We start from the raw sequence: 19,484 nt of genomic DNA, 5'->3' as shown, positions 1-19,484 counted from the left end.
CTGCTCGACGCCGTCGTAGGCTCGAGACATGACGCGCCTGCACGACCTGTCGCTCGTCGCGCAGGTCGGAGGCCTCGCCGACGGCACGCTCGACCCGCGCGAGCTCACGGCCCACTATCTCGACCGCATCTCCCGGTTGTCCGACCTGGGCGCATTCGCCGAGGTGACCCCCGATGCCGCGCTGCGCCGCGCCGCCACCCTCGATCGGGCCGCGACCGGTCCCCTGTGGGGCGTGCCGCTCGCCGACAAGGACCTCGTCGCCCGCGCCGGTGTCCCCACCCGCTACGGCTCACGAGCCCGCGCGCACCTCGTGCCCACGGCATCCGATCCCCTTGCCGAAGCACTGGATGCCGCGGGGGCGGTCAACGTGGGAAAGACGAGCACGTCGGAGTTCGGGCTCACCGGCTTCACCGAGCCGCTCATCCACGCGCCGGCGCGGGATCCGTGGCGCCTCACGGCCGGGGCGGGCGGATCCAGTGGTGGGGCCGCCGTCGCCGTCGCGGCGGGGCTCTTGCCGGCGGCCGTCGGCTCGGATGGCGGTGGGTCGATCCGCATCCCCTCGGCGACCGTGGGTGTCGTCGGACTCAAACCGTCGCGGGGGCGGCTACCGATCGGATCCGGCTTCGACTCCCCGGACGGCCTGTCGGTGACCGGACCGATCGCCCGCTCGGCAGAGGACGCCGGGCTGCTGCTCGACGCGCTCGTCGGCCTCGCGCCGTTCACGTACGCCACGGCGGCGCCCGGCACGGGGCCGTTCGTCGAGGCCGCCCGGCGTCCACCGGGAGCGTTGCGCGTGGGGATCACGACCGTGTCGCCGTGGGACGACGACGAGGACATCGTGCTCGACGCCGACGCCCGCACCGCTTTCGACACCGCCGCCGCCTGGCTCAGCGACGCCGGACATGCCGTGGCGGATGCCGACTGGCATCCCTTCGGCTACGCGTCGCTGTTCCACGTGCTGTGGAGAGCGAGCGCAGCGCGGATCCCGTTGAGCGACGACGACATGATGCTCGTCGAGCCGTTGACGGCGTGGCTCGTCCGCGAGGGACGCCGACTGTCCGCGCTGGACCTGCTCGGCGGTCTGGCCTCGGCGCGCGCGTTCGAACGCCGCACGATCGCCGACTTCGCCGCTTTCGACGCGGTGCTCACTCCCGCGCTGGCGCAGCGGCCGCAACCCGTGGGGGCTTACGCCGGACATGGCCCCGAGCGGACGTTCGCGATGCAGGTGGAGTACGCGCCGTATTCGAGCTTCGTCAACGTCGCCGGGCTACCCGCGCTGACGGTGCCGCTGACCAGGGACGCCACCGGCCACCCCGTGTCCATCCAGCTCGTCGGGCGTCCGGGCGGCGAGGCGACGCTGCTGTCGCTCGCCGCGCAGCTCGAGCGGCGCCGTGGCCCTCTCCCCCACCCGCCCGCCTGGGACGACTGACCCCCATCAGTGCACAGCGCAGGAGATCCGCCCGCGCCGCGCTCTGCGGACGGGTCACGGCCGTGGATCCTGTGTCGCGGTCCCGGAATGGCGCCCGTCAGGGCAACAGGCCCGCCGCCGCGAAGGCGCGGACGTAGATCTCGCGGATCACGCCCTCTTTGCGGGCGTTGTACTCACTCATCAAGCCGTCGGCCGCGACCTCGCGTTTGACCGCGGCATACCGCTGTCGACCGGCCTCGTCTGCGCGCAACCAGTCGCGGAAGATGCGGTGCCGCGCCGCCTCGGGACTGTCGGGCGGCCACACGTGCAGGTTGGCGGCCGGCTCCGCCGAGACCAGGCAGCGGTGCCCCAGCCACCACGGCTCGCGCACGCGCAGCACGAATCCGAGCGCCTCGAGGGCAGGGACGAAGGCGTCCTCGTCGTCGGTATCGGCGACCGTCAGGTCGATGTCGATGATCGGCTTGGCTGCCAGCCCCGGCACCGACGTCGAGCCGATGTGTTCGATCGCGAGGACGCGGTCACCCAGCGCACCGACGATGCGGGAGCGGAGCACCTCGAAGATCTCGGGCCACGCGGCATCCGGATCCACGATCTCGATCTGCCGGACCTGCTCGGCGGGACCGACCCACGGCGAGAGCCCGGGCGGGGGCGGGGTGTCGTCGAACGACACGATCTGAGCGGCGGTGGGCACCACCCGAGCTTAGGAGTCGGCGAGGGCCGCGAGCCGCGCTTCTTCGTCGGCCGTGATGGCCGACTCGATGATCGGGCCGAGGGCGCCGTCCATCACCTGGTCGAGGTTGTACGCCTTGTACCCGGTGCGGTGATCGGCGATGCGGTTCTCGGGGAAGTTGTAGGTGCGGATGCGCTCGGAGCGATCCATGCCGCGGATCTGCGACTTGCGCGCATCGGCGGCGACGGCGTCGCGCTCCTCCTGCTGCTTGGCGAGAAGGCGGGCGCGCAGCACGCGCATGCCGGCCTCGCGGTTCTGCAGCTGCGACTTCTCGTTCTGCATCGACACGACGATCCCGGTGGGAACGTGGGTGATGCGCACGGCGGAGTCGGTCGTGTTGACGGACTGACCACCGGGGCCCGACGAGCGGAAGACGTCGATCTTCAGGTCGTTGGGGTCGATCGCGACCTCTTCGGGCTCGTCGACCTCGGGGAAGACGAGCACGCCCGTGGTGGAAGTGTGGATGCGCCCCTGCGACTCGGTGGCCGGCACGCGCTGCACGCGGTGCACGCCGCCCTCGTACTTCAGGTGCGCCCACACTCCCTGGGCCGGGTCGCTCGAGGACCCCTTGATCGCGACCTGCACGTCCTTGTAGCCGCCGAGGTCGGACTCCGTGCGCTCGAGGAGCTCGGTCTTCCAGCCCATGGATGCCGCGTACTGCAGGTACATGCGCAGCAGGTCGGCCGCGAAGAGGGCGCTCTCGGCTCCCCCCTCGCCGCCCTTGATCTCCATGATGACGTCGCGGGCGTCGTCGGGGTCGCGCGGGATGAGCAGACGTCGCAGACGCTCCTGCGTCTCGGCGACCCGCTCCTCGAGACCCGGCACCTCGTCGGCGAACGCCTCGTCCTCGCGGGCGAGCTCGCGGGCGGCCTCGAGATCATCGGATGCCGAGACCCACGCCTCGTGCGCCGTCACGATCCGCGACAACTCGGCATAACGCCGGTTGACGCGCTTGGCGCGCGCGGCGTCCGCGTGCACGGCCGGGTCGGAGAGCTCTTCCTGGACGGCCTTGTGCTCCTCGAGCAGTCCGCGGACCGACTCGAACATCGCGGGCTCCGACATCGCGTCTCCCGCCCCGATCAGCGGATGCTGTTGTCGTCACCGCCGCGCGCGGGCGCCGGGATCGACTTCTGCATCTGCACGAGGAACTCGACGTTCGACTGGGTCTCCTTGAGCTTTCCGAGCACGACCTCGAGGGCCTGCTGGGGCTCGAGGCCGGCCAGCGCGCGACGGAGCTTCCAGGTGATCTTGACCTCGTCGTTCGACAGCAGCATCTCTTCACGGCGGGTGCTCGACGCGTTGACGTCGACGGCCGGGAAGATGCGCTTGTCGGCGAGCTGGCGGTTCAGGCGCAGCTCGCTGTTGCCAGTGCCCTTGAACTCTTCGAAGATGACGTCGTCCATCTTGGAGCCGGTCTCCACCAGGGCCGTGGCGAGGATGGTGAGCGATCCACCGTTCTCGATGTTGCGCGCGGCGCCGAAGAAACGCTTGGGCGGGTACAGCGCCGAGGCGTCGACGCCACCGCTCAGGACGCGTCCCGAGGTGGGAGCGGCGAGGTTGTAGGCGCGACCGAGGCGGGTGATCGAGTCGAGCAGCACGACGACGTCGCGGCCGAGTTCCACGAGACGCTTCGCGCGCTCGATGGCGAGCTCGGCGACGGTGGTGTGGTCTTCGGCCGGGCGGTCGAACGTCGAAGCGATGACCTCGCCGCGCACCGTACGCTGCATGTCGGTGACCTCTTCGGGGCGCTCGTCGACGAGCACGACCATGAGGTGGACCTCGGGGTTGTTCGTGGCGATCGCGTTGGCGATCTGCTGCAGAACGATGGTCTTACCGGCCTTGGGCGGGGCGACGATCAGGCCGCGCTGGCCCTTGCCGACCGGGGCGACCAGGTCGATGATGCGCTGCGTGAGCTTCTCGGGGCCGGTCTCCAGGCGCAGGCGCTCCTGGGGGTAGAGCGGCGTGAGGTTGTTGAACTCGACGCGAGCGGCGGCGTCGTCAACCGACAGACCGTTGATCGAGTCGACCTGCACGAGTGCGTTGTACTTCTGGCGCCCCTGCTGCTCGCCCTCGCGGGGCTGCTTGATCGCACCGACGACGGCGTCGCCCTTGCGCAGGTTGTACTTCTTCACCTGGCCGAGCGAGACGTAGACGTCGCTCGGGCCGGGCAGGTACCCCGTGGTGCGGACGAAGGCGTAGTTGTCGAGCACGTCGAGGACACCGGCGATGGGGACGAGGACGTCGTCCTCACCGATCTCGGTCTCGAACTCGTCGCCCGCGACGCTCTGGCCACGGCGCTTGTTGCGCTGACGGTTGCGGCTGTTCGCCGAGCCGCCCTGCTGCTGCTGGGCCTGCTGGCCGTTCTGCGCGCTGTCACGCTGAGCGTTCTCACGCTGAGCGTTGTCGCGCTGGGCGTTCTCGCGCTGGGCGTTCTCGCGCGGGGTCTTCTCGGGCGCCTCGGCCTCGTCGGCGGAGGGCTGTGCCGGCGTCTCGCCCTTGTCGGCGTCGGCCTTGTTGCGGTTGCGGTTGCGCGAGCGGCTGCGGCCGCGGCCGCGGGCCGGTGTCTCGTCGCCCTGCTCGGCGCTCTCGGGCGCCGACGCGTCGGTCGATGCGCCCTCGGCCGACACCGTGTCGGTCGCCGAAGCAGCGGCGTCGTCGGTCGAACCGGTCTCAGCGGACGCGGTCTCGGTGGCGCTCGCCTCGTCGGCGGCGGTCGTCTCGGCGACGGCGGGGGTCTCGGCGACGGCGGGGGTCTCGGCGGCGGCCTCGGCGTCAGCGGCGACGTCGGCCGCCGTGGTGACGGGCGTGGCGGCGTCGGCGGACTCGTCCGCGGCCGGCGCTTCGGCCGCAGCGGCGTCCGCGGCAGCCTTCTCTTCGGCGGCGGCGGCCTCAGCGGCGGCCGTCTCCTCGGCGGTGGCGCTCTTCGCACGGCGCGGAGCGCGCTTCCGCGGAGCGCGAGCGGGCTTCTCGACGGGGGCGGCCTCCTCGACGGGGGCCTCCGCGACGGGGGCCTCTTCGGCCGCGGGCGCGGCGTCGGCGGCAGGCGCCTCGGCGAGCGCGTCGTCGGTGAACAGCGCCTCGGGCTGCGCGTCGGCAGCGGCGGCGTCCGCCTCGGCGGGCTCGTCGACAGCGGGGGCGCCAGCGCCCTCCGCAGCGGCCTCGGTGGCCTGTTCGGTGTCGGTGCCCTGATCGGCAGCGGTGGGCTGCTCGTCGGTCTCGACGCCCTCGGGCGCGTCGACGGGCTGGGTCTCGGAGATGGACTCCACGAGTGCTCCTCAGAAAATGAAACGTGATCAGATCGCGCTTCGCCATGCAGAACGCAGACGAAGGACACCAGCGGTTCGGGAGACTGCAGCCGATACCGGGTTCGCGATGTGTTGCGGATTTCGCAGGTGGTGCAGAGGCTCAGATTCGCGAAGTTACGCGGAACCCTCTGCGTTTTTCACTGTACCACCCTTGACGTCGACGGCGAGCATGAGGGCCTGCCACGGGGTGTCGACGACGGATGCCATAAGATCTGCGGCTGCAAGTCGCTGCCCCGGGCCGTCGGCGAGCACGAGCACGCTGGGCCCGGCGCCCGAAACGACGGCGGCGTAGCCCTCGGCGCGGAGCGCCCGCACGAGACGGTCGGTCTCGGGCATGGCCTGCGCGCGATAGTTCTGGTGCAGCTTGTCTTCGGTCGCTGCCATCAGCAGTTCGGGGCTCTGCGTCATCGCCGCGATCAGAAGGGCCGAGCGCGAGACGTTGAACACCGCGTCCTCGCGCGGCACCTGCAGCGGCTGCAGGCTCCGCGCCACGGCGGTCGACATCGTGAAGCTCGGCACGAAGACGAGCGGCGACACGCCACGGTGCACGATGAGCTGCTTGTGCTGGGGGCCCTCGGCATCCATCCACGCGATCGTGAGTCCGCCGAAGAGACCCGGTGCCACGTTGTCGGGGTGCCCCTCCATCTCGGTGGCGAGGCGCAGCAGGTCGACGTCGCTGAAGGCGACCTCTCCCTCGAGCAGACCCTTCGCGGCCAGGATGCCCGCGACCACGGCGGCCCCGGACGATCCCATGCCGCGCCCGTGCGGAATGACGTTGTGCGCCGTCAGCCGCAGTCCCGGAAGGGAACGACCGACCGAGGCGTACGTGTGCGCCATCGCGCGCACCACGAGGTGCGAGGCGTCGCGGGGGACGTCAATCGCGCCCTCCCCCTCCACCTCGATCTCGAGGCGGTCCGCATCGAGCTGCTCGACGACGAGCTCGTCGTACACGCTCAGGGCGAGGCCGAGGGTGTCGAAGCCGGGCCCGAGGTTCGCGCTGGTGGCGGGAACGCGAACGGCGACCCGACGACCGGGGCCTGGGCTCACGCGGTCACCGGCTGCAGGTCGAGCACGGAGGCGACCTCCGAGGTGGCGGCGTCAACGACCGTGGGCGAGACGTCCGTGCCGTCGGCGCGGCGCAGGGCCCACTGGGGGTCCTTCAGGCCGTGACCGGTGACGGTGAGGACGACCTTGGCGCCGGCCGGGATGACCCCGGCCTCGGCACGTTCGAGCAGACCCGCGACGCTGATCGCGGAGGCCGGCTCGACGAAGATGCCCACCTCGCCGGCGAGGATCTTCTGCGCCTCGAGGATGCCGGCGTCGTCGATCGCGCCGAAGTAGCCGTCGGTGGCGTCGCGTGCCTCGAGGGCAAGCTCCCAGGACGCGGGGTTTCCGATGCGAATCGCGCTGGCGATGGTCTCGGGCTGCCTGACGACCTCGCCGCGCACGAGAGGTGCGGAGCCGGCGGCCTGGAAGCCGAACATGCGCGGCACGCGGGTGGCGACGCCGCGGGCGGCCTCTTCGCGATAGCCGCGCGAGTACGCGGTGTAGTTGCCGGCGTTGCCGACCGGGATGAAGTGGAAGTCGGGAGCGTCGCCGAGGACCTCGACGACCTCGTAGGCCGCCGTCTTCTGCCCCTCGATGCGGTCGGGGTTGACCGAGTTGACCAGGTGCACCGGGTAGTGGTCGGCGAGCTCGCGCGCGATCTCGAGGCAGTCGTCGAAGTTGCCCCGGATCTGGATGAGCCGGCCGTTGTGGGCGACGGCCTGGCTGAGCTTGCCCATGGCGATCTTGCCCTCGGGCACGAGCACCGCGGCGGTGATGCCGGCGTGCGCGGCGTACGCCGCCGCCGAAGCCGAGGTGTTGCCGGTCGAGGCGCAGATGACGGCCTTGGCGCCGTGCTCGACCGCACGCGAGAGCGCCACCGTCATGCCGCGGTCTTTGAACGACCCGGTGGGGTTCATCCCCTCGTACTTGACCCAGACGTCGGCGCCCGTACGACGTGACAGCGCGGGTGCCGGCAGCAGCGGCGTACCGCCCTCGCCGAGGGTGACGACGGTGGAGGCGTCGGTGACACCCAGACGATCGGCGTATTCGCGGAGGACTCCGCCCCAGAGGTGTGCCATGTCAGTTCCCTTCCACACGCAGCACGGAGACCACGCGCTCGACGACGCCGCTCGCGGCGAGACGCTCGACGGTCTCGCTCAAATCCTGCTCGCGGGCCTTGTGTGTTCCGATGACCAGGCGGGCGGATCCCGCTCCGGTCGCTGAGCCTGTCGAAGCGCCCGAGTCTGCGGCATCCGGAGACGAGTCGATGACCGTCTGCTCGACGGTTGCGATCGACACGCGCCCCTCGCTGAGGATCCCGGCGACCGTCGCGAGGACGCCCGGCTGATCGTCGACCTCGAGCGTGATCTGGTAGCGCGTGATGACGTGCCCGATCGGCACGGCCGGGAGGTTCGCGCGGGTCGACTCGCCCACGCCCACACCGCCGGCGATATGACGGCGGGCGGCCGACACGACGTCGCCGAGCACGGCCGAAGCGGTCTGCACGCCACCGGCGCCGGCACCGTAGAACATGAGATCGCCCGCGGCCTCGGCCTGCACGAAGACGGCGTTGTTCGCACCGTGCACGCTCGCGAGGGGATGAGTGCGCTCGACCAGGGCCGGGTACACGCGCACCGAGATCGACTCGGTGCCGTCGACACCGGCGGCCAGGCGCTCGCACACCGCGAGAAGCTTGATGACGTACCCGGCGTGACGCGCCGACTCGATCATCGCGGCGTCGACCGAGGTGATGCCCTCGCGGTGGACGGCGTCGAGGGGCACGGTCGTGTGGAACGCGAGGCTCGCGAGGATCGCCGCCTTCTGCGCGGCGTCGTAGCCCTCGACGTCGGCGGTGGGGTCGGCCTCGGCGTACCCGAGGGCCTGTGCCTGGGCGAGGACGTCGGCGAAGTCGGCGCCCTCGGTGTCCATGCGGTCGAGGATGTAGTTCGTCGTGCCGTTGACGATGCCCATGATGCGCACGACGCGGTCGCCGGCGAGCGAGTCGCGCAGCGGCCGGATGATCGGGATGGCACCGGCTGCGGCGGCCTCGTAGTACACCTCGGCGCCGACCTGGTCGGCGGCCTCGAAGACCTCGGAGCCGTGCGTGGCCAGCAGCGCCTTGTTCGCGGTGACGACGTCGGCGCCCGAGGCGATCGCGTGCAGCACCTGGGTGCGGGCGGGCTCGATCCCGCCCATCAGCTCGATGACGATGTCGGAGCCCACGATGAGGGTCTCGGCGTCGGTGGTGTAGAGCTCCTGCGGGAGGTCGACGTCGCGCTTCGCGTCGAGGTTGCGCACGGCGATGCCGGCGAGTTCGAGCTTGGCGCCCGCGCGATCGGCGAGCTCGTCGCCGTGCTTGAGCAGCAGGTCGGCGACCTGCGAGCCGACGGCGCCGGCGCCGAGAAGCGCCACGCGGAGCGTGCGGTAGTCGGTCATTCGGTGTCTCCGTGGGGTGATGCGGTCGTGCCGCGTGAGAAGGATGAATCGGATGCCGGGATGGCGGCGTCGCGCGAGAGCAGGTCGTCGATGCTCTCGCCGCGCACGATCACGCGAGCCTGACCGTCACGGACCGCGACGACCGGCGGGCGCGGCGTGTAGTTGTAATTGCTCGCGAGAGAGAAGCAGTAGGCGCCGGTGGCGGGCACCGCGAGCAGATCGCCCGGGGTCACATCGGCCGGAAGGTACTCGGCATCCACCACGATGTCCCCGGACTCGCAGTGGCGGCCGACGACGCGCGAGAGCGCCGGGGTCGCGGAACTCGTGCGCGAGACGAGGCGCGCCGAGAAATCGGCGCCGTACAGCGCGGGGCGGGCGTTGTCGCTCATACCGCCGTCGACGCTGACGTAGGTGCGGTCGAGGTCCTCCCCCGCGGTCACGGTCTTGACCGTGCCCACCTCGTAGAGCGTGATGCCGGCCTGACCGACGATGACGCGACCCGGTTCGGTGGCGACATCGGGCATCGGGATGCCGCGCACCGCGCACTCGTCGGCGATGGCGTCGACGATGCCGTCGGCGATCTCTTCGATGGGCTTCGGGTCGTCGACCGAGGTGTAGGAGATGCCGAAGCCGCCGCCGACGTTGAGAAGGGGGATCTCTCCCCCGGCCAGCAGATCGGCGTGCAGGTCGACCAGACGCGCGGCCGACTCCCGGAAACCGGAGGAGTCGAAGATCTGCGAACCGATGTGCGCGTGCAGCCCCACGAACCGCAGACTCGACAGCTCGCGGATGCGGGCGACGGCCTCGGCCGCCCCCTCGAGCGAGAAGCCGAACTTCTGGTCTTCGTGGGCCGTGGCCAGGAACGCGTGGGTCTCGGCGTGCACGCCCGTGCGCACGCGCACGAGCACCGACTGCACGGCGCCGCGCCGCGCGGCGATCGCGGCGAGACGCTCGATCTCGATCGGGCTGTCGACCACGACCGAACCGATGCCGACCTCGACGGCGCGCTCGAGCTCGCTCACGCTCTTGTTGTTGCCGTGAAAGCCCAGGCGCGCGGGCTCGGCGCCCCCGGCGAGGGCGACCTCGAGCTCCCCGCGGGTGCAGACATCGACCGAGAGACCCTCGGCGACGACCCAGCGCACGACCTCGGCAGAGAGGAAGGCCTTGCCGGCGTAGTAGACACGAGCCCGGATGCCGTGGCGTGCGGCCGCGGAATCGAAGGCGGAGCGAGCACGACGAGCGTGAGCACGCACCTCGTGCTCGTCGAGAACGTAGAGCGGCGTTCCGAAGCGGTCGCGGAGGTCGAAGACCGAGACCCCGCCGACCTCGACGGAGCCGTCGGCGACGCGGTGCGCCGAGGCGGGCCAGACGGAGGAGACGAGCTCGTTCGCTTCGGCCGGGGCGGTGAGCCAGGCGGGCACGAGCGCGGAAAGCGAGGCGGACACAGGGGGACCAATCGGGTTTTGCGGCGACGCGACGGCCGCGGATCACGGCTCCCACCCGCGCGGAGAGTCACGCGGCGGGCAGTCCTTGCAGTCTAGGGCACGACGTATGCCGCCCTTTTCCCACGACCGCCCCTGCTGTCTCGGTTCCGAGGGGGCGCGGGCGTCGCGGCACGCGACCGGGAGGAACGCACGCGCGGACGTCCGGGGCGATGCTCCGTGTCGAGCCGGGCGGTCAGCCGCAGGCGCCGTCGCTCTGCAGGGCGGGATCGTTCAGGATGCCGCCGGCCACGTCGAACGTCGCCACGAGATCCTGCCCCTGGACGGTGGCCGAGGTCAGGGTGAGCCCCCGCGGGAGGCGGTCGGCGATGCAGAGGCTCGTCGTCTTGAGCAAGGAATCGGCCACGCCGCCGAACTGGCCGCGGAGAGTGTCGGCATCGATCGCGTTGCCGCCCACCTGGAACGACGACGGGGTCAACGTCAGATCGCCTTCGGCGGCACCGGGGGTGACCCCGACGCCGACCGGGATCGCGATGCCGAAGAGCGAGAGCGAGGTCTCGAGATTCACGTCGGGGGCGGCCATGGTGACGGTACTCGCCGGGAGGTCCGGAACCTCGGCGAGCAGAGTCTTGAGGTGATCCTGGTCGAGTCGCACCGAGGCCACCCCGCCGTCCGCCGCGGCATCGCCCGAGACGGGGACCCCGCGCAGGTCGACGCGGACGTCGCCGGTGATGGGACCGAGGGTCACGTCGTTCGACGACACGGCGACCTCGTCGAGGCGTCCGCCCAGCAGCTGCGGCAGGACCAGACCCGACACCGACACGTCGACATTCTGATCGTCGGGCAGGCCGACGTTCTTCACGACGAGCGAGCGCACGGTGCTGGTCACGACCGAGCGGGCGATGAACTCCGCTGCCACGACCGCCCCGGCGAGCAGGACGACGACAACCACGAGGACGGCGACCCAGCGAACGGTGCGGCGGCGGGGGGCCGTGGCATCCGTCATGCTCTACATCCGCTCCGGAGCGCTGACGCCGAGCAGGTCGAGGCCGTTTCGCAGCACCTGGCCGGTGGCGTCGTTCAGCCACAGGCGCGTGCGGTGCACGGACTCGACGGGGGCGTCGCCGAGCGGGATGACGCGGCAGTTGTCGTACCAGCGGTGGTACAGCCCGGCGAGCTCCTCGAGGTAGCGCGCGACGCGGTGCGGCTCGCGCACCTCGGCGGCGTACGCGACGATGCGCGGGTACTCCTGCAGTGCGCCCAGGAGCGCCGACTCGGTCTCGTGGTCGAGCAGCTCGGGGGCGAACTCTGAGCGGTCGACGCCGGAGTCCGCGGCGTTGCGCGCGACATTGTGCGTGCGCGCGTGGGCGTACTGCACGTAGAAGACCGGGTTGTCGTTCGTGCGCTTCTGCAGGATCTCGGGGTCGAGCGTCAGCGGCGAGTCGGCCGGGTAACGCGCGAGCGAGTAGCGCAGGGCGTCGGTTCCGAGCCACGCCTGCAGGTCGTCGAGCTCGACGATGTTGCCCGCCCGCTTGGACAGGCGTGCCCCGTTGATCGAGACGAGCTGCCCGATGAGCACCTCGATGTCCTTCTCGGGGTTGTCGCCCGCGGCTCCGGCGAGCGCCTTGAGGCGGTGCACGTAGCCATGGTGGTCGGCGCCGAGCAGGTAGATCTTGTGAGCGAACCCGCGGTCGCCCTTGTTGAGGTAGTAGGCGGCGTCGGCGGCGAAGTAGGTGTACTCGCCGTTCGAGCGACGGATGACGCGGTTCTTGTCGTCGCCGAAGTCGGTCGTGCGCACCCACACGGCGTCGTCCTCGTCGAAAACGTGGCCCTGCTCGCGCAGGCGGTCGACAGCCTCGTCGACGAGGCTCGGCTGGCCCTCGATGCGGGCGTGCAGGTCGCGCTCCGAGAACCAGACGTCGAAGTGCACGTTGAAGCGCGCGAGCGAGGCCTGGATCTCGCCGAGCTGAAAGCCGTAGGCGAGCTCGGTGGCGACCGAGACCTGCTCGGCGCGGTCGAGCTCGAGGATGTCGGTGCGGGCGGCCTGCACGCGCTCGGCGAGAGCGGCGATGTAGGCGCCGCCGTAGCCGTCTTCGGGTGTCGGCTCGCCGGCGATGGCGGCGACCACCGAGCGGCCGAATCGCTCCATCTGGGCACCGGCGTCGTTGATGTAGAACTCGCGCACGAGGGTTGCCCCGCTCGCGAGGAGCACACGGGCGATCGCGTCGCCCAGGGCTGCCCAGCGGGTGTGGCCGATGTGCAAGGGACCGGTCGGATTGGCGCTGACGAACTCGAGATTGATCGTGTTGCCGCTCTGGCTGTCGTTCGAGCCGAACGCGGCGCCCTGCTCGACGATCGTGCGGGCCAGCGCACCGGCGGCCGCGGCGTCCAGCCGGATGTTGATGAATCCTGGGCCGGCGACCTCGACGCTCGCGATGCCGTCGACGGATTCGAGGCCGGCGGCGATCTCTGCCGCGAACTCACGGGGGTTGGCCCCGATGACCTTCGAGAGCTTCAGCGCGGCGTTGGACGCCCAGTCACCGTGATCGCGGTTCTTGGGCCGCTCGAGCGGCAGGTCGGCGGCCGTGATCCCGGCCGAGGAACCGTCTCGTCGCGCCTCGGCGAGCGGGGCGATGACAGCGAGCAGGGCGGCGGAGAGGGCTGCGGGATCCATAACCCGTCAAGTCTAGGGCGCGACGCCTGGGAGGCCGCGTCAGGCGATCCGCACCAGGGTCTCGTGATCGTCGGGCTCCGCGGCGGGGGCGTCTTCGAGCACGGCATCCACGCGCATCCGCTCGAGCCCCACGTATCCGCCGTGGAAGCTGAGGAAGGCGCAGTCGGCCGCGTCGCGTCCCGTGGCGATCCGCACGAGCGAGCGACGATCGGCGAGGCGCGTGGCGTCGACGACGTACCAGTGCCCGTCGAGGTACGCCTCGGCGACGGCGTGGAAGTCCATCGGGTCGAGCCCGGGGGCGAAGCACGCCGCGTACCGGGCGGGCATGTCCATCGCGCGCAGGAGGGCGATCACGACGTGCGCGTAATCGCGGCACACGCCCTGACCGGTCGAGAGGGTCGTCACGGCACTGTCGGTGCCCATGCTGAGCCCGGGCGTGTACGTGACGGTGGATGCCACGAAGTCCGACACCGCGGCCAGGAGCTCGCGCCCCGACAGACCGCGGAACTGACGCCGCGCCTGGGCGAACACCTCGTCGGACTGGCAGTAGCGGCTTGGCCGCAGATAGCCGATGGTCTCGAGATCGCTCGTGCGGGGACTCTGGGCCGCACCCGAGACGAGCGCTTCGTAGCGCACCGAGAGGGGCCCCTGGTCGGCGGTGAGCCGATGGAGTCGACTGCCGGACGGTTCGACGAGCTCGGTCGGTGCGTAGAGACGGTCTCCCTGTGCGAATGTCAGATTCTCGCTCGCCAGGGGTGCTCCCTGCGCGGCGGTGATCTGGAAGATGAGGTCGACGGAGGCCCCGAGATCGAGGTCGAGTTCTGCGGTCACGCGGCGCGGCACCGGGCAATCCTCGCACGCGTTCCGACCCCCTCGGCGCGACCCGGGCGAAGCGGCTCAGCCGTCTTTCTTGCCGGGGCCCTTGCCGTTGCCATTGCCATTGCCGTTGCCCGGTCCCTTGTCGTCTTTTCCGCCGGGACTCTGGTCGTCCGGAGCCGGCTGGGCGGGCTCATCACCACCGTCGTCGACGACCGTGTCCGACGACTGTGTGGGCGCGGGATCCGTTGTGGGCGTCGGCGTCGGCGTCGGCACGAGAGAGGTCAGGTCGGCTCGGACGGTGGCGATCCGGCTCAGGATGCCGTCGGCTTCGTCCGCGGAGATCTCGCCGGCGTCACGGCGGGCGACCACGTCGGCCTCGAGAGCATCCAGGCTCGCGAGAGCCGAGGCGTAGTCGCCACCGGAGGCCTGATCGGCCACGGTCTGCACGTTCCGCTGCCAGGCCGTGGGGGTCGCAGCCGGCGGGGTGCACGCCGTGAGGACGATGGCCGCGGCGAGGAGGAGGCCCGCGGCGGGGGCGGCGCGGCGGATCACGGACCCACCTGCTTCCAGAGGTCGTCCATGTGCTGGTCGAGGGGCTGGGGAAGCGACGGCAGAGCGGGCTCGTCGGCCCCGCCCCCGGAACCGACAGCTGCGGCGATGCCGACGCCTCCGACGGCCAGGAGAACCGCAACGACGGCGCCGATGACGAGCGCGCGAGGCGAGGGCTTTCTGTCGGCCCGGCGCCGAGTCGGGTTCGCGGACGGCTCGAAGACGCGCGTGGGGCCGGTGCTGCCGGCAAGGGCGGCCGTCGACGGAGGCAAAGCCGGCTTCGCCGGTGCCGATACGGGCACCGTCACCCCAGGGAGGGTGCCGAGCTCGGAGATGAGGCCCGTGGCATCCGGTCTCTCGTTCGGCTCGATCGCGGTCATCCGCTCGAGAACTCCACGCCACGCAGGCGGGATCTGCGCGGGGATCTCGGGAGCCGCGACGAGACGGGCGGCGAGGGCCTCGTGCGGGGTGCGGGACCCGAAGGGGCGGGAGCCGGTCAGCGCCTCGAGCAGGACGAGTCCGAGCGCGTAGACGTCGCTCGCGGGGCCGGCGGGCATCCCCCGCGCTTGCTCGGGGCTGAGGTACGCCGCGGTGCCGATGACCGTGTCGGCTCGGGTGACGCGTGTCGCCCCGACGAGCGAGGCGATACCGAAGTCGGCGAGGGTCGCGCGCGGGCTCTCGCCGGCGTGGGCGGCGGGTCGGATGAGGATGTTCGAGGGCTTCACGTCGCGGTGGACGATGCCGCGACCGTGGATGACGGCGAACGCCTCGGCGATCTCGCGACCGATGCGGGCGACATCGGGCCCCGGAAGCGGTCCGCGCGCTATGCGGTCGGTGAGGGTCGGGCCGGCGATGAGTTCCATGGCCAGGTAGGCCGGCTTCGCGTCGAGCTTGGCGTCGTACAGCGTGACCAGGGAGGGGTGCGACAGGGACGCGAGCAGCCGGATCTCGGAGCGCACGCGGGCGACGTCGGAGGGGTCGGCGCCGTCGCCGTCGATCACCTTGAGGGCGAGGGTGCGTTCGAGAGCGGTGTCGACGGCTTCGTAGACACGCGCGTAACCGCCCTGGCCGAGGACGCGCCCGAGGCGATAGCGCCCGTCGAACAGGTCGTCGACGGCAGGGTCGTATGCGACGGTGGGGGTGGGTTCGGTCATATCAGCTCTCCGGGGATCGACCCCGCGGGGCTCAGACGAGGTCGTCGTTCGAGGAGCGCGTGCTCGAGCGCGTGACCTGCGCTGCCCCCGCTCCTTCGGTACGGGTGACCGTATCGGTTTGGCGACGACGAACCAGCATCACGACCCCGATGAGGAAGACGATGACGCCCGCGCCCATCATGATGTAGCCGATCGTGGTGAGATCGACGAAGTCGTTGGGGAGGTTGACCGCGAAGGCGAGGATGGCACCGACGACGAAAAGCGCGATACCAGCTCCAACACTCATGACAGACCCCTTTCGAAGGTCTCCTCAGCATCGCAGCATCCTGCGGAACCCCGTGACGGTCTTGACAACGCCTGTCAAGACGGGGGCGGTGCCCCCGACCCGGGTGTGACATGGATGCCATGAGCCAGAACGACGTGACCACCCGATCGAACCGAGGCCAGTGGGAGAACGCGGTCGAGGGCCGGCCCGAGCTCTCGGCGAGCTTCTCCAGCCGCGAGGAAGCCGTGGACCAGGGAAGCACCGTCGCGGACGAGCTCGGTTCGCGGCACATCGTCGAAGACGCCGAGCGCACCGGGTCCGTCACCGACGAGGGCTGACCCCGGCAAGACCGAAGGCCGCGATCGTGACGATCGCGGCCTTCTCGATGTGCCCCCGACTGGAATCGAACCAGCGACCTTTGGTACCGGAAACCCCGTCCGAGCCACTAGGGGGCGTCGCGTTCCTCGAAAGCACGATGAACAGGCGGTTTTTCGGTCACGGCGACGATGCACAATGATGCTCGCTGACGACTTCTGTTGCCACGGTGTTGCCACCCAACGTCGCCATCGGGGCGTCAGGGGAGGGACAGCGGGTCGTCTCGTTGGTGAGGATGTTTGCGGGGGTTGGCGACCGCTTGGATCATAACTGAGGGCTGGGCCGTCCAGGGGGCCAGATGTCCCATCCAATGTTCTTGCCGGCGGCGCCGAAGCAGCCCTGGACTCCAAGGCGGTGTAAGCAAAACCACCAAACCTCTAGCTCATCCGCGATTGCCGAGCTCACGGCGCTGAGGTAGCTGCCAAAGTCCTCCATGGATTCCTTGGGCAGCCTCCTCAAGTGGGGCCGTGTATCGACGGTCTGCCGTTCGACGTCGTCCCAAAGGTGGTTGGGTGCGTCGTATTCGCTCGGAAGATCGGTTGCGAGGACGTCGAGGTAGTGAAAGCGCCCGCTTCTCCCGTATCGCGAGAAGGTAGCCATGAGAGCCGGCAGGATGTCCGGTGACTGCATGCGATCGTGCAAGCCCTGACTGTAGCCTCGAGCGGTTGTGTCCGCGAGGCCCGTCCTGACGCGCTCTGTCAGCAACGTCAGGAGTCGCTCAATGTTGTGGCCCCATCCCCGCAGTTCGTTTTTGGTGGGCCATGTCCCACGGTCTTCCAGAAAAGCGCAGCCCAGCATGATCTTGAGCGCCTTCTCGACGCCGATACTACCGAGCGTGAAAATCGCGTCACCGTCTAGGGACGGCTCTCGAAGACGCCGGATGGCGTCGACGGTATTCCGCAGCAGATTGCGCGTCGAATTGGACTCGAAAAGCAGAGCGAAAGCCTGCTGGTCGGAAAGCGACGGATGGAATCGACTCACCGGCTCATCATTGCATCGCTGCGTCGTGACCCTTCGGACGCGCGGTGACTGATCAATGTCGCAGGTACTGAATACGGTCACGGGGTGGACCCCCGAGCGAACGCCGCCCCCGGTCGTGTCGTGTCGACGTCGATCGCGAGCTGACGTACCTGCGTGCCGGCGCCGAACCCGCCGTGGGAGCGCCCGCACCGAGACGGGGTCGACATCACCGACCAGCCAGACCAGCAGACCCCGTACCAGCGGCAGCGGCGCGCTGAGTACCTCTCACGAGTGGACGGGTGTCGAGAACGTGGCCTGATCTGAGAACATCGGCACATGGTCCAGATGAGCGAGTTGACCGAGATCGAGCAGACCTGGCGCGCAAAAGGGGAGCCCTACTGCGAACACAACCTTGTCGACGACGAGTACTACCTCGGGTCACGTACGGGCGATCGCGGCTGCCTCAATTGCGGCGACCACTGGCCCAAGGGCGAGCCTAGTGACCCTCGCGGTAATCGCATCTAGCTATACGGATCACCTCTTGGGCGGTTGGTTCTCGACGATGTATCTGATGAGGAGCAGGAGCACCTCAGTGCGCGCTGTCGGCGGCCATTTCACCCACGACCGCACGAGCGCCTCAAAGGTGGCCCGGTCGTCATTCCGGTAGGTCGCCATCAGCTGCCTGCAGAGTGTCCATTCCTCGGAAGCCTGCGGAACCGAGGTCACGACCGGCATATCCGCGGCCGTCTGGGCGAGGGCGGTGAGCACGCCCGTATCCCGGCGCCGGTCGTTCCACGAGTACTTCTCAGCCCACGCCACGACCTGCTCAGTGGTGCCCGTCTTGAGAATGCGTGTCAGGTCGCCGATGGCGCTGTCGGCGAGGGAGCTGATCTCGTACGGCTCAGGCATGCGCATCATCCTCGCCCAGCCGACATCATCGTGACGACTCGCCGCCGGAAAGCGCGACGCTCGACTCGTACTTCGCGAGCATGATGCGCCACGCGAGACCGTCCATACCGATGGTGAGCGTCCCGGTGATGTGAGCCCCGTAGACGGTAACGGGCTGCACACTGGGCGCGGCGACGGGCTGCGCGGCGATACGCGACTCATGGGGCATAGGGGCCGACGTCGCCCACGTGCTGGGAGCAACGGTGACAGCTCCCCCGCCAGCGAGATGCAAGGCCCCGCTGGACATGATGCTCCGCCGGAACCGGCACACCGCATCCTGGCTGCACTCGATCAGGCCCGCCGCTTAGCGAATGTTGCCACCTCGTTGCCATGGCAGAAAGGGACCACGGGTCTTGACGACCCGCGATCCCTTCTCTTGTATGGTGCCCCCGACTGGAATCGAACCAGCGACCTTTGGTACCGGAAACCAACGCTCTATCCCCTGAGCTACGGAGGCGGACCGGTCAAGATTAGCACCGTGGAGCGGTCGAGCCTGACCCGCGGAGCGGCCGTCGGCTTGTCGCGACGCCCGCCCCGCGGCATCCGGATCACTCGTCGCCGATGACTCCGATGCCCGTCGCCTGGTGGTCGGCATTCGGGTCGTCCTTGGAGGGAGCCTTGGCTTCCTCGTCGACGTCGTTCTCCTGGCTCGGCTTGACCGTGGGGTCGTCGCCGAGGTCGGCGGCATCGTCGGCCGGTGCGGAGTTCTGCGGGTCGCTCATGGGATTCCCTTCGTCGCGTACCTTTCCACCCTGTCAAGAGCGCCGACGGGGAACACCGGCTTGACCGAAGCGTCCGCCGGGCCTAGCGACCGAACAGACCGCGCACGCGACGCCCGACGGACTGCGTCAGCAGCACCTGTCGACCGTTCACGTCGACCGCGATCACCGAACCGCCGAGTCCTCCGCTTCGCACCGGCTCGGCCTCGCCGCGGACGTACGCCTCGGCGACGTCGACGTGGACGGCGAGCAGCTGAGCGCTCTGGTCTTTGGAGGTGTTGGCGTCGACGATCTGCAGGCGGTGGCCCGTGTCGGTCTCCACCGAGAACCACCGCGAGCCGGGCGTCGACACGACGGCCCAGCGCTTTCCGCGCGAGAACCGCGCCCAGGCGGCGCCGTCACGCAGCTCGGTCGTGACGTCGAGGTCGGCCTGGGCGATGACGAGCACCTCGAGCATGGCCAGTGCTTCGGCCGCGGTCACGTAGTCACCGCGGTCGGCGCTGAGACCGCCCCATTCGAACCTGCGCTCGCCCATCTCGCCGCCTCCGCCGTCGTCCTGCCCCGAGCGTAACCCCGCAGACGCGAACAGGGTCCGCCGCGCAGCGAACCCAGGGACATGGCCCGGGAGCCCG

20 protein-coding genes and 2 tRNA genes are annotated in these 19,484 nt (G+C 70.1%); 2 read left to right on the top strand and 20 right to left on the bottom strand.

Annotation, left to right across the window (positions count from 1 at the left end):
- Positions 1 to 28: 28 nt before the first annotated feature.
- A complete protein-coding gene (locus QE416_RS10090) occupies positions 29 to 1,429 on the top strand; it encodes an amidase (protein ID WP_307315814.1) in 1,401 nt (466 codons plus the stop codon).
- A 97-nt stretch (positions 1,430 to 1,526) separates the two neighbouring features.
- On the opposite strand, the gene QE416_RS10085 is transcribed toward QE416_RS10090, so the two are convergent.
- The 13 genes from QE416_RS10085 to QE416_RS10025 form a co-directional block, all read right to left on the bottom strand.
- Positions 1,527 to 2,120: a GrpB family protein gene (locus tag QE416_RS10085; RefSeq protein ID WP_307315812.1), complete on the bottom strand. Its 594-nt coding sequence runs from the start codon at positions 2,118 to 2,120 to the stop codon at positions 1,527 to 1,529.
- A gap of 9 nt (positions 2,121 to 2,129) precedes the next feature.
- Positions 2,130 to 3,206: a peptide chain release factor 1 gene (gene prfA, locus QE416_RS10080; protein WP_267789382.1), complete on the bottom strand. Its 1,077-nt coding sequence runs from the start codon at positions 3,204 to 3,206 to the stop codon at positions 2,130 to 2,132.
- A 32-nt stretch (positions 3,207 to 3,238) separates the two neighbouring features.
- Complete coding sequence (gene rho / locus QE416_RS10075; protein ID WP_307315809.1) at positions 3,239 to 5,425, bottom strand: transcription termination factor Rho; 2,187 nt, start codon at positions 5,423 to 5,425, stop codon at positions 3,239 to 3,241.
- A 153-nt stretch (positions 5,426 to 5,578) separates the two neighbouring features.
- Entirely contained in the window at positions 5,579 to 6,511 is a 933-nt protein-coding gene (thrB, locus tag QE416_RS10070) for a homoserine kinase (RefSeq protein WP_267786524.1), read from the bottom strand.
- Complete coding sequence (gene thrC, locus QE416_RS10065) at positions 6,508 to 7,590, bottom strand: threonine synthase (protein ID WP_267786523.1); 1,083 nt, start codon at positions 7,588 to 7,590, stop codon at positions 6,508 to 6,510. The genes thrB and thrC overlap by 4 nt, the downstream gene beginning before the upstream one ends.
- A 1-nt stretch (position 7,591) precedes the next feature.
- Positions 7,592 to 8,947 carry a homoserine dehydrogenase gene (locus QE416_RS10060; RefSeq protein WP_210071980.1) on the bottom strand — a complete coding sequence of 452 codons (1,356 nt, stop codon included), beginning with the start codon at positions 8,945 to 8,947 and terminating at the stop codon, positions 7,592 to 7,594.
- Entirely contained in the window at positions 8,944 to 10,392 is a 1,449-nt protein-coding gene (gene lysA, locus QE416_RS10055) for a diaminopimelate decarboxylase (RefSeq protein ID WP_267786521.1), read from the bottom strand. Before lysA ends, QE416_RS10060 begins: the two co-directional genes overlap by 4 nt.
- 232 nt (positions 10,393 to 10,624) lie before the next feature.
- Positions 10,625 to 11,395 carry a DUF2993 domain-containing protein gene (locus QE416_RS10050; protein WP_267786520.1) on the bottom strand — a complete coding sequence of 257 codons (771 nt, stop codon included), beginning with the start codon at positions 11,393 to 11,395 and terminating at the stop codon, positions 10,625 to 10,627.
- A gap of 3 nt (positions 11,396 to 11,398) precedes the next feature.
- Positions 11,399 to 13,063 (bottom strand): arginine--tRNA ligase, encoded by a 1,665-nt coding sequence (locus QE416_RS10045; protein ID WP_307315806.1) that lies wholly within the window; start codon positions 13,061 to 13,063, stop codon positions 11,399 to 11,401.
- Positions 13,064 to 13,102: 39 nt separating this feature from the next.
- Positions 13,103 to 13,906, bottom strand: a complete 804-nt coding sequence (locus tag QE416_RS10040) for a transglutaminase family protein (RefSeq protein ID WP_267786518.1) — start codon at positions 13,904 to 13,906, stop codon at positions 13,103 to 13,105.
- A 54-nt stretch (positions 13,907 to 13,960) separates the two neighbouring features.
- Positions 13,961 to 14,434, bottom strand: a complete 474-nt coding sequence (locus QE416_RS10035; RefSeq protein ID WP_307315803.1) for a hypothetical protein — start codon at positions 14,432 to 14,434, stop codon at positions 13,961 to 13,963.
- A complete protein-coding gene (locus tag QE416_RS10030) occupies positions 14,431 to 15,585 on the bottom strand; it encodes a serine/threonine-protein kinase (RefSeq protein ID WP_307315800.1) in 1,155 nt (384 codons plus the stop codon). Before QE416_RS10030 ends, QE416_RS10035 begins: the two co-directional genes overlap by 4 nt.
- Before the next feature lie 31 nt (positions 15,586 to 15,616).
- The gene (locus tag QE416_RS10025) at positions 15,617 to 15,871 is read right to left on the bottom strand and encodes a DUF6458 family protein (protein WP_210071987.1); all 255 of its coding nucleotides are present in this window, start codon (positions 15,869 to 15,871) and stop codon (positions 15,617 to 15,619) included.
- A 119-nt stretch (positions 15,872 to 15,990) separates the two neighbouring features.
- On the opposite strand from QE416_RS10025, the gene QE416_RS10020 reads away from it, so the two are divergent.
- The gene (locus QE416_RS10020) at positions 15,991 to 16,188 is read left to right on the top strand and encodes a DUF2188 domain-containing protein (RefSeq protein WP_307315797.1); all 198 of its coding nucleotides are present in this window, start codon (positions 15,991 to 15,993) and stop codon (positions 16,186 to 16,188) included.
- Positions 16,189 to 16,238: 50 nt separating this feature from the next.
- Here the strand turns inward: QE416_RS10020 and QE416_RS10015 are convergent.
- From QE416_RS10015 to QE416_RS09985, 7 genes are all read right to left on the bottom strand, one after another.
- Positions 16,239 to 16,304 (bottom strand) — tRNA-OTHER (locus QE416_RS10015).
- 185 nt (positions 16,305 to 16,489) lie between these two features.
- Positions 16,490 to 17,287, bottom strand: a complete 798-nt coding sequence (locus QE416_RS10010) for a hypothetical protein (RefSeq protein ID WP_307315795.1) — start codon at positions 17,285 to 17,287, stop codon at positions 16,490 to 16,492.
- A gap of 432 nt (positions 17,288 to 17,719) precedes the next feature.
- Entirely contained in the window at positions 17,720 to 18,094 is a 375-nt protein-coding gene (locus tag QE416_RS10005) for a hypothetical protein (protein WP_307315793.1), read from the bottom strand.
- Positions 18,095 to 18,119: 25 nt separating this feature from the next.
- A complete protein-coding gene (locus QE416_RS10000) occupies positions 18,120 to 18,302 on the bottom strand; it encodes a hypothetical protein (RefSeq protein ID WP_307315791.1) in 183 nt (60 codons plus the stop codon).
- 212 nt (positions 18,303 to 18,514) lie between these two features.
- A tRNA-Arg gene (locus QE416_RS09995) sits at positions 18,515 to 18,590 on the bottom strand.
- A gap of 91 nt (positions 18,591 to 18,681) precedes the next feature.
- Complete coding sequence (locus QE416_RS09990; RefSeq protein WP_156371637.1) at positions 18,682 to 18,855, bottom strand: hypothetical protein; 174 nt, start codon at positions 18,853 to 18,855, stop codon at positions 18,682 to 18,684.
- 82 nt (positions 18,856 to 18,937) lie between these two features.
- On the bottom strand, positions 18,938 to 19,387 hold the full coding sequence (locus tag QE416_RS09985; RefSeq protein WP_307315788.1) for a hypothetical protein: 450 nt from the start codon (positions 19,385 to 19,387) through the stop codon (positions 18,938 to 18,940).
- Positions 19,388 to 19,484: the final 97 nt, after the last annotated feature.

Source organism: Microbacterium sp. SORGH_AS_0421 (assembly GCF_030818635.1).
GTDB lineage: Bacteria > Actinomycetota > Actinomycetes > Actinomycetales > Microbacteriaceae > Microbacterium.
Note: the sequence above shows the minus strand (reverse complement) of the source record. Positions and strands in the feature narration are given on the sequence as shown.

Excerpts from the sequence above, each read along its gene's own strand:
- QE416_RS10090 (WP_307315814.1), top strand. The coding sequence starts at position 29 with ATGACGCGCCTGCACGACCTGTCGCTCGTCGCGCAGGTCGGAGGCCTC.
- prfA (WP_267789382.1), bottom strand. The coding sequence starts at position 3,206 with ATGTTCGAGTCGGTCCGCGGACTGCTCGAGGAGCACAAGGCCGTCCAG.
- thrC (WP_267786523.1), bottom strand. The coding sequence starts at position 7,590 with ATGGCACACCTCTGGGGCGGAGTCCTCCGCGAATACGCCGATCGTCTG.
- QE416_RS10060 (WP_210071980.1), bottom strand. The coding sequence starts at position 8,947 with ATGACCGACTACCGCACGCTCCGCGTGGCGCTTCTCGGCGCCGGCGCC.
- QE416_RS10050 (WP_267786520.1), bottom strand. The coding sequence starts at position 11,395 with ATGACGGATGCCACGGCCCCCCGCCGCCGCACCGTTCGCTGGGTCGCC.
- QE416_RS10045 (WP_307315806.1), bottom strand. The coding sequence starts at position 13,063 with ATGGATCCCGCAGCCCTCTCCGCCGCCCTGCTCGCTGTCATCGCCCCG.
- QE416_RS10030 (WP_307315800.1), bottom strand. The coding sequence starts at position 15,585 with ATGACCGAACCCACCCCCACCGTCGCATACGACCCTGCCGTCGACGAC.
- QE416_RS10025 (WP_210071987.1), bottom strand. The coding sequence starts at position 15,871 with ATGAGTGTTGGAGCTGGTATCGCGCTTTTCGTCGTCGGTGCCATCCTC.
- QE416_RS10020 (WP_307315797.1), top strand. The coding sequence starts at position 15,991 with ATGAGCCAGAACGACGTGACCACCCGATCGAACCGAGGCCAGTGGGAG.
- QE416_RS10005 (WP_307315793.1), bottom strand. The coding sequence starts at position 18,094 with ATGCCTGAGCCGTACGAGATCAGCTCCCTCGCCGACAGCGCCATCGGC.
- QE416_RS10000 (WP_307315791.1), bottom strand. The coding sequence starts at position 18,302 with ATGCCCCATGAGTCGCGTATCGCCGCGCAGCCCGTCGCCGCGCCCAGT.
- QE416_RS09990 (WP_156371637.1), bottom strand. The coding sequence starts at position 18,855 with ATGAGCGACCCGCAGAACTCCGCACCGGCCGACGATGCCGCCGACCTC.
- QE416_RS09985 (WP_307315788.1), bottom strand. The coding sequence starts at position 19,387 with ATGGGCGAGCGCAGGTTCGAATGGGGCGGTCTCAGCGCCGACCGCGGT.